Source organism: Bacillus sp. MBGLi79 (assembly GCF_002953915.1).
The window spans coordinates 3,034,396-3,042,215 of the sequence record NZ_CP026521.1 but is presented as its reverse complement, the minus strand read 5'-3'; the positions used below and the strand labels follow the sequence as shown (position 1 = coordinate 3,042,215).

The window sequence follows — 7,820 nt, the reverse complement described above, 5'->3', positions numbered from 1 at the left end:
ACAAACTTTAATTTAAACCTAGATAACAGCGAACACTTGCTGCCGATTATTACAAACGGGAAATACTTTTCAGAAGGCGGTGAAACATTTTTGCCGGTTTCCCTGCAAGTACACCATGCAGTGTGTGACGGCTATCATGCCGGCGCTTTTATGAACGAGTTGGAACGGCTTGCCGCCGATTGTGAGGAGTGGCTTATGTGACAGAGGAAAGGCCGATAGGATTCGGCCTTTTTTATATGCACTTCTTAGCGGGTCTCCTACCATCTCTCCCTGCTGTTTAAATTTACTCACGGGATTTGGAACGCCGGCTCTCAACAAACTTCCGGTAATGAAAATCATGAACCAAACGGATCGTCGGCCTGATTAACAGCTGAAAGCTGCCGATCACAAACATCCATATTCCCGCCGGCTTCAGTTCCTCGAAGAAAAAACAGAAGCTCCCGACAAGGAATAAAAGACCGATAAGAAAATCGTTTAATGTATGAAGAACTTTGTATCTTTTTTTGAAAAAGAGTTCGTATCGATCATTGTGGTTTTGCGGCATTGCTTGATCCCTCCAGTCCTTTTATTACCCTGCCGGAAGCAGGAGTGAAACGTCGGTATGCATAGGATTTATGAATAAGGAAAAACATATGGGGACATCGACCATCGAGGAGTGAAAAATATGCGGCTATTCATATGTGCATTGTGCCTGTTCGGCATGATTGTCCCGACATTTGAAACGAAAGCGCTGACGTTTGAAGAATTGCCGGTTAAACAGGCTTCAAAACAATGGGAAGTTCAAATCGGTAAAACTGAATGGCGAAGCCGGAAAAAGGTAGGTTTCATACTTATGCTGTCGAAATCAAAAACATTGGACACGATGTAGCTTCGGCGGAAATTTATCTCTATCGGAATGAACCCAATTCTTCAACGAAATTTTCGCTTTGGAATATTCCTCACGACAATGCGGTCTCTTTAGCCAAAAGCTTAAATGACGGAAGCCCTGTCAAGCACCGGAATTTGCTATTGGCAGAGAATGCGACCGAATTGGAAGTGGACTTGATTTGGACGGAAAAAGGGAGCGAAGGCAGACTTTTAAAGGAATCGTTTATTTTCAAAGGGAGATGAATCATAAAGATAGAGGCCGTTGAACCGTCAACGGCCTTTTTTGTGAAAGTTAAGGCAGCCGGTCGTTCGGCCAACATGGTATCGAAGTGAACATTGATCAGCAGAGCTTTCACAAAACATTTACATTTAGAGAAAAATACAGGATGTTTTCACCAATATTTTCTCAATAATGATACACTATTGACAAGCTGCTACTTTGGGTGGGGTGTTTCTGTGGATGCTGATGAAGCAAAAACACCAGACTGTGTCATGAGAGCACGAACAAATCGATATAAAAGTAGGAGAGTCAGGATTGTCAATCTGTAAAAGATCTTTTTTTTATCCCGTGATTCGGCTTTAAAGTTCTGAATCTTCAAGAAGTTTGCCGCCTTTTTGCTGATCAATCGAGAACAAAGGATGATACATATGAAAAGAATAGATAAAATCTACCATCAGCTGCTGGATAATTTTCGCGAAACGAATATCCATCAGCTTTTAAAGATACAAGGGAATTCGGCTCAGGAAATCGCCGGTCAGCTGCAAATGGAGCGTTCAAATGTCAGCTTTGAATTAAACAATCTCGTTCGTGCCAAAAAGGTGATCAAGATTAAAACGTTCCCTGTGCGCTATGTCCCGGTGGAAATCGTTGAAAACATCTTGAACATCAAATGGAACTCAGAGTTGATGGAGGTTGAAGAACTGAAGCGGCTGGCTGACGGCCAAAAAAAGCCGGCGCGTAACATGTCCGCCGATCCCCTCGAGCTCATGATCGGGGCTAAAGGGAGCTTGAAAAAGGCAATCTCTCAGGCGAAAGCGGCTGTCTTTTATCCTCCGCACGGCTTGCACATGCTGCTGCTCGGTCCGACGGGTTCAGGTAAATCGCTGTTTGCGAACCGGATCTACCAGTTCGCCGTTTATTCGGACATATTGAAGCCCGATTCCCCGTTCATCACATTCAACTGTGCCGATTATTATAACAATCCTCAATTATTGCTCTCGCAATTGTTCGGACATAAAAAAGGGTCGTTTACAGGTGCCGGCGAAGACAAAGCAGGATTAGTCGAACAGGCGGACGGGGGCATTCTGTTTATGGATGAAATTCATCGTCTCCCGCCGGAGGGGCAGGAAATGCTGTTTTATTTCATTGACAGCGGCACATACAACAGGCTTGGTGAAACAGAGCATAAGCGAACGGCAAAAGTCCTGTTTATCTGCGCAACAACAGAAAACCCGAGTTCTGCATTGCTGAAGACATTTTTACGGAGAATTCCGATGACCGTACATATTCCGTCGCTCGATGAACGGTCCCTTGGAGAAAGAGTGGAGCTGACAACTTTTTTATTGGGGAAAGAAGCAGAGCGGATCAAGAAAAACTTAAATGTTCATATCGACGTCTATAATGCATTGATTCATTCTGCAAAATTCGGAAATGTCGGGCAGCTGAAATCAAATGTGCAGCTGGTCTGTGCGCACGGATTTTTAAATAACCTTGACAAAGACGAGGTTGTTGAACTGACCGTCCGGGATCTTCCCGATGAGATCAAACAGGACTGGATGTCCAGCAGCAAAAATATCGAACGGAGCAAAATGATTTCTGAATACGTCAACATTACAACGATCATCTCTCCGATTGTGGAAGATGATACAACGAAAATCGATGACTCATTTAACTTATACCATGTCATAGAAGAAAAAGCGAAAATCCTGAATAAAGAAGGCTTAACAAAAAAACAAATCAATCAATATATTTTAACGGATATTCATATCCACGTCAGAAGCTTTTTTAATCAGAAAATGCTTCAAAACCACAGCTTGCTCAAATTCGTTGAAGACGACGTGATTCAGATGACGAAAGAATTAAAGGAAGTCGCTGAACATGAGTTAGACTGCAAATTCGACCGTAAATTCATCTATTTCCTGAGCATGCACATCGCCGCATTTTTAAAGCGCGGAAAACAGATTGATGTTTTAAACCCGCAGGAAACAGATGAAATCAGGGAAACCCATGTGAAAGAATATGAGGTCGCACTGATTTTCAAAGATAAAATTCAAGCGTATTTTAAAGTAACCGTTCCGGAAATCGAAGTCATCTACTTGACGATGCTGATTCAGTCGATTAAATCATGGAAAGAAAACAAAAGGACGGGCATTGTCGTGGCGGCCCATGGAAACAGCACGGCGAGCTCTATGGTTGAAGTAGCCACTGAACTGCTGGGGAGCACCCCGATTGCTGCGGTTGATATGCCTTTGACCGTTTCACCTGCGGAAATCGTAAGCAGTCTGGCGGAGAAAGTGAAGCAGGTTGATGAAGGAGAAGGCGTATTAATGCTTGTCGACATGGGATCGCTTGCGATGCTGGAAACAAGGCTCGAACAACAAACGGGCGTAAAAATAAAAACGATCAGCAATGTTACGACATCGATGGTGCTTGATGCTGTCCGCAAGGTGAATTATTTGAATTTGAATTTGCACGCCATCTATGATTCGGTTACAAAGGATTTCATCGATTTATGGGCCGATAAACCGCGGGTCTCAGGCAAAAAGAAGGCGATCGTCTCCATTTGCACGACAGGCGGCGGAACGGCGAAAAAGCTCGAAGAGATCTTAACAGCAATCGTGAGCAGGACATCCGATGAACAAATCAGCATTTTGTCGGTGTCATCGATCAAATTAGCAAGCCGCATGAAAGAAATTGAAAAAACGTATGAGATCCTTGCCACGGTGGGCACGAAGAATCCTAAAATCGATGCTCCGCACGTGCCTTTAGAAGTATTGATTGAAGGCGAAGGAGAAAAAGTGATTCAGCAAGTGATTGGAAACGGCAATATCCCTGCGAGCGGCGGATTATCCGGTAAAAATGTGGTGGTGAAGGAGCTGTGCGAAGACAGCCTGAAAAAATATCTTGTCTTTTTGAATCCCTATCATATGATAGACATGCTGTTGGAGTGGCTTCAGACGGTTCAAGACGAACTGCGCATCACATTCAGCAACGCGGTGCTGATCAAAGTCATCATGCATACCGCTTTTGCTTTTGAAAGGGTGATCAAACAGAATCCGATCGCTTTTCCTGAGGAAGAAGAAATGAATGATCAGCTTCAAAACGTTCTTCACATCACAGAGAAAACATTAAAGCCTTACGAAGAAAAGCTTGGACTCGCGATCAGCGAAGATGAAAAAATATTTATCGCGACCATCTTTTCTGAAGAGTTATAGCTGTTTTCCATGAGCGATTTTTTCAGGTAAACCTGTATTAAGTGGAATCCCATTTTAATACAGGTTTATTTTTATGCTTGAATGTGTATCAAACTTGAAAATCATTCGTCTTGAGATGCAGTGAAAGCGCTTAATACAACTTTGTTGGCACGATCCTTGCATTATAAATAAGCGAACGAAAAAAGAAAGGAGCAATGTACATGATTACAGTCATTATCAGCGGCCACGGAAACTTTCCCACAGCATTAAAAGAATCTTCAGGGATGATATTCGGAGAAGAAGACAGCCTGATCGCGGTGCCGTTTCTGAAAGGGGAAGGCATTCAGACACTGCAAGAAAAATATCATCAGACGCTGAAGGACATTCCGGAGGAACACGAGGTGCTTTTTTTAGTGGATATTTTCGGCGGGACGCCATACAACGCAGCGACTCCTTACATCGCGAAGGAGCGGAGATTCGATATGGCAGCCGGCGTGAACCTGCCGATTTTGTTAGAGGCATTGAGCTTGAGGGAGCATATGCCGCTCAAACAACTGCTGAACCAGTTGAAAAAGATGAGCCGGGAATGCTTCCAAATCTGCAGCGAACAATTGGAAAAATTCAGTCAGTCTAATCAGGGAAGAGAGGATGAATTGTAATGAAAATCGTTTTAGCAAGAATTGATGACCGCTTTATTCACGGCCAAGTATTAACAAGATGGATTAAAATCCACGCTGCTGACCGCATTATCGTCGTCTCTGATGAGGTGGCGCAGGACGAAATGAGAAAAACGCTGATCCTTTCTGTCGCACCTTCAAATGTGAAAGCCAGCGCCGTTTCGATCTCCAAAATGGCCAAAGCGTTTCACAGTCCGCGGTACGAAGATACGACGGCAATGCTGTTATTCGAAAATCCGGGCGACATTGTTTCTTTAATCGAAGCAGGTGTTCCGATCGAAACAGTCAATGTCGGCGGGATGCGCTTCGAGAATAACCGCAGGCAAATCACGAAATCGGTAAGCGTGACTGAAAAGGACATCAAATCGTTTGAACAATTGCACGGATTGGGCGTGAAGCTGGAACTGAGGCAGCTGCCGTCAGATTCGAGCGAAGACTTTATGCAGATTTTAAGAAACGCAATAAAATCCTAGAAGGAGGGTTCTAAAGCCATGTCAACGATTCAAATTATTTTGCTGCTCGTCATTGCAGCTATAACAGGTATCGGTAGTGTATTGGACGAAGGGCAGACACACCGTCCGCTGATTGCCTGCACGTTGGTCGGCCTGGTTCTCGGGGATCTGAAAACAGGCATCATTCTCGGCGGAACGCTGGAGCTGATGGCGCTTGGCTGGATGAACGTCGGTCTTGCAATGGCCCCCGATACGGCTATCGCTTCCGTGATTTCGACCATTTTAGTGATTACCGCCGATCAGGGAGTCGGTGAAGGGATTGCCGTCGCGGTGGCTTTGGCTGCTGCGGGTCAGGCGCTGACGATTTTCGTCAGGACGATCACCGTATTTTTAATTCACCGCGCCGACAAATACGCAAAGGATGGCAATTTTAAAGGAATTGAAATCATGCATATTACCGCCATGGCGTTTCAGGCGCTGCGCGTTATGATTCCGACATTGATTGTGGCTCTGATCAGTGTCAGCGCTGTTCAGGCGTTTTTGGGAAATATTCCGGACGTCATCACAAAAGGTTTGCAAATAGGCGGGGGCATTATCGTTGTTGTCGGATATGCGATGGTCATCAACATGATGAACATTCCGTATTTGAAGCCGTTTTTCTATATCGGTTTTTTGCTGGCCGCGTTTACCGATTTCAATTTAGTCGGCTTCGGTGCCCTCGGGCTTTGTCTGGCATTTTTATATCAGCAAGTGATGCAAAAAAATCATGCGCAGGGGGCGGTTGCCGCCGCCAGTGACAGCAGCGTGGCTGCATATGATGATGACGATGATCTGGATGCTTAACTATTGAAGGAGGGACGAATAATGAGCACAGAAAAAAGGTTAACGAAGAAAGAGATTTTCAGTATGTTTATCCGCTCAAACTTTTTGCTCGGATCATTTAACTTTGAGCGTGTACAGGCGCTCGGCTACTGCTACGTCATGATTCCGGCGATCAAAAAATTGTACGGTCCGGGAGCGAAACGGAGCGAAGCGCTCCAGCGCCACTTGGAATGGTTTAATACGCATCCGTGGCTGACAGCGCCGATATTCGGCGTGACCGCTGCGATGGAAGAAGAAATGGCCAACAATAAAAAGATTGATGCCAAAGCGATTAATGGAATGAAAATCGGCTTAATGGGACCGTTGGCAGGTGTGGGCGACCCGATTTTCTGGGGGACGCTGCGTCCCGTTCTGGCAGCCTTGGGAGCGTCGCTTGCTTTAAGCGGAAACATCGCCGGCCCGCTTTTGTTTTTCTTTTTAATCAACGCGATCAGGTTAAGTACAAAATACTACGGGTTAAAGTACGGCTATGTGAAAGGCATGGAAATTTTGCAGGACTTGGTCGGGAACCGCATTCAGAAACTGACGGAAGGCGCTTCAATACTCGGGCTGTTTGTGATGGGAGCGCTCGTTTCCAAGTGGACGACGATCAATATCCCGATCGTCGTGTCGAGAATTAAAGATGATGCAGGCAAAGTCGATGTACAGACCGTGCAAAACATTTTAGACAGCATCATGCCGGGGGTACTGCCTCTAGGATTGACATTGCTCGCTGCCTGGATGCTTCGCAAAGGGGTGAATCCTCTTCTCATGATTTTCGGTATTTTTATCATCGGGATTGTCGGCTATTGGGCTGGCTTTTTGGCATAAAATGATTTAGTTGTTCTTTTCTTAGCTTTTGGAGAGGCAGGTCCATTCGGCCGCAAAAAGGGGGAGGCTGTTTGGACTTTCCTGCCTTAACCGTAAAAACCGTGTGAAGAAGAGGGGAGAAAAGGGATGAAAAAGAGAATGATTCAGATGGGGATCATAGGGGCTATGATGTTTCCGGAAGCCTTTTCCGCAGCTGCGGCCGACCCGGACTACTATAACGAGGATCATCGGCCCAAGTATCATTTCACGCCGGAAGCAAACTGGATGAATGACCCGAACGGGATGGTGTATTACGCGGGGGAATATCATCTGTTTTATCAATATCATCCGTATGGCTTGCGCTGGGGGCCGATGCATTGGGGGCACGCAGTAAGCAAAGATTTGGTCAAGTGGGAGCATTTGCCGGTCGCGCTGTATCCGGATGAAAAAGGGACAATTTTTTCGGGAAGCGCTGTCGTCGATCGGCATAATACAACAGGGTTTCAAACAGGGACGGAGAAGCCGCTCGTTGCCATTTATACGCAGGACCGGGACGGGGAACAAGTACAAAGCATTGCGTACAGCAATGACAAAGGCAGGACATGGACGAAGTACTCAGGCAACCCCGTCATTCCAAATCCGGGAAAAAGAGATTTCCGAGATCCGAAAGTCGTTTGGCACAAACAGACGAAAAAGTGGGTGATGGTGCTTGCGGGCGGCGACCGAATTTTAATCTATA

At 45.5% G+C, this 7,820-nt stretch carries 9 protein-coding genes; 8 read left to right on the top strand and 1 reads right to left on the bottom strand.

Annotated elements, in window-relative coordinates:
- Positions 1 to 201 (top strand): CatA-like O-acetyltransferase (locus C1T29_RS15510; protein ID WP_231516507.1); only part of this gene is annotated, 201 nt, incomplete at its 5' end.
- An 82-nt stretch (positions 202 to 283) separates the two neighbouring features.
- On the opposite strand, the gene C1T29_RS15505 is transcribed toward C1T29_RS15510, so the two are convergent.
- The gene (locus C1T29_RS15505; protein ID WP_023855347.1) at positions 284 to 544 is read right to left on the bottom strand and encodes a YrhK family protein; all 261 of its coding nucleotides are present in this window, start codon (positions 542 to 544) and stop codon (positions 284 to 286) included.
- A gap of 120 nt (positions 545 to 664) precedes the next feature.
- Between C1T29_RS15505 and C1T29_RS24865 the strand changes: the two genes are divergently transcribed.
- The 7 genes from C1T29_RS24865 to C1T29_RS15470 all read left to right on the top strand — a co-directional run.
- Positions 665 to 868 carry a hypothetical protein gene (locus C1T29_RS24865; protein WP_231516506.1) on the top strand — a complete coding sequence of 68 codons (204 nt, stop codon included), beginning with the start codon at positions 665 to 667 and terminating at the stop codon, positions 866 to 868.
- 647 nt (positions 869 to 1,515) lie between these two features.
- Positions 1,516 to 4,302, top strand: a complete 2,787-nt coding sequence (locus C1T29_RS15495) for a sigma-54-dependent transcriptional regulator (RefSeq protein ID WP_208945499.1) — start codon at positions 1,516 to 1,518, stop codon at positions 4,300 to 4,302.
- 200 nt (positions 4,303 to 4,502) lie between these two features.
- Positions 4,503 to 4,940: a mannose/fructose/sorbose PTS transporter subunit IIA gene (locus C1T29_RS15490; RefSeq protein WP_020452356.1), complete on the top strand. Its 438-nt coding sequence runs from the start codon at positions 4,503 to 4,505 to the stop codon at positions 4,938 to 4,940.
- Positions 4,940 to 5,431, top strand: a complete 492-nt coding sequence (locus C1T29_RS15485; RefSeq protein WP_023855343.1) for a PTS sugar transporter subunit IIB — start codon at positions 4,940 to 4,942, stop codon at positions 5,429 to 5,431. Before C1T29_RS15490 ends, C1T29_RS15485 begins: the two co-directional genes overlap by 1 nt.
- An 18-nt stretch (positions 5,432 to 5,449) precedes the next feature.
- Positions 5,450 to 6,253: a PTS mannose/fructose/sorbose transporter subunit IIC gene (locus tag C1T29_RS15480; RefSeq protein ID WP_020452354.1), complete on the top strand. Its 804-nt coding sequence runs from the start codon at positions 5,450 to 5,452 to the stop codon at positions 6,251 to 6,253.
- A gap of 21 nt (positions 6,254 to 6,274) precedes the next feature.
- Positions 6,275 to 7,102: a PTS system mannose/fructose/sorbose family transporter subunit IID gene (locus tag C1T29_RS15475; RefSeq protein ID WP_020452353.1), complete on the top strand. Its 828-nt coding sequence runs from the start codon at positions 6,275 to 6,277 to the stop codon at positions 7,100 to 7,102.
- 126 nt (positions 7,103 to 7,228) lie between these two features.
- Positions 7,229 to 7,820, top strand: a 592-nt coding sequence (locus C1T29_RS15470) for a glycoside hydrolase family 32 protein (protein ID WP_208945498.1), incomplete at its 3' end; no start/stop codon positions are given.

Excerpts from the sequence above, each read along its gene's own strand:
- C1T29_RS15505 (WP_023855347.1), bottom strand. The coding sequence starts at position 544 with ATGCCGCAAAACCACAATGATCGATACGAACTCTTTTTCAAAAAAAGA.
- C1T29_RS24865 (WP_231516506.1), top strand. The coding sequence starts at position 665 with ATGCGGCTATTCATATGTGCATTGTGCCTGTTCGGCATGATTGTCCCG.
- C1T29_RS15495 (WP_208945499.1), top strand. The coding sequence starts at position 1,516 with ATGAAAAGAATAGATAAAATCTACCATCAGCTGCTGGATAATTTTCGC.
- C1T29_RS15490 (WP_020452356.1), top strand. The coding sequence starts at position 4,503 with ATGATTACAGTCATTATCAGCGGCCACGGAAACTTTCCCACAGCATTA.
- C1T29_RS15485 (WP_023855343.1), top strand. The coding sequence starts at position 4,940 with ATGAAAATCGTTTTAGCAAGAATTGATGACCGCTTTATTCACGGCCAA.
- C1T29_RS15480 (WP_020452354.1), top strand. The coding sequence starts at position 5,450 with ATGTCAACGATTCAAATTATTTTGCTGCTCGTCATTGCAGCTATAACA.
- C1T29_RS15475 (WP_020452353.1), top strand. The coding sequence starts at position 6,275 with ATGAGCACAGAAAAAAGGTTAACGAAGAAAGAGATTTTCAGTATGTTT.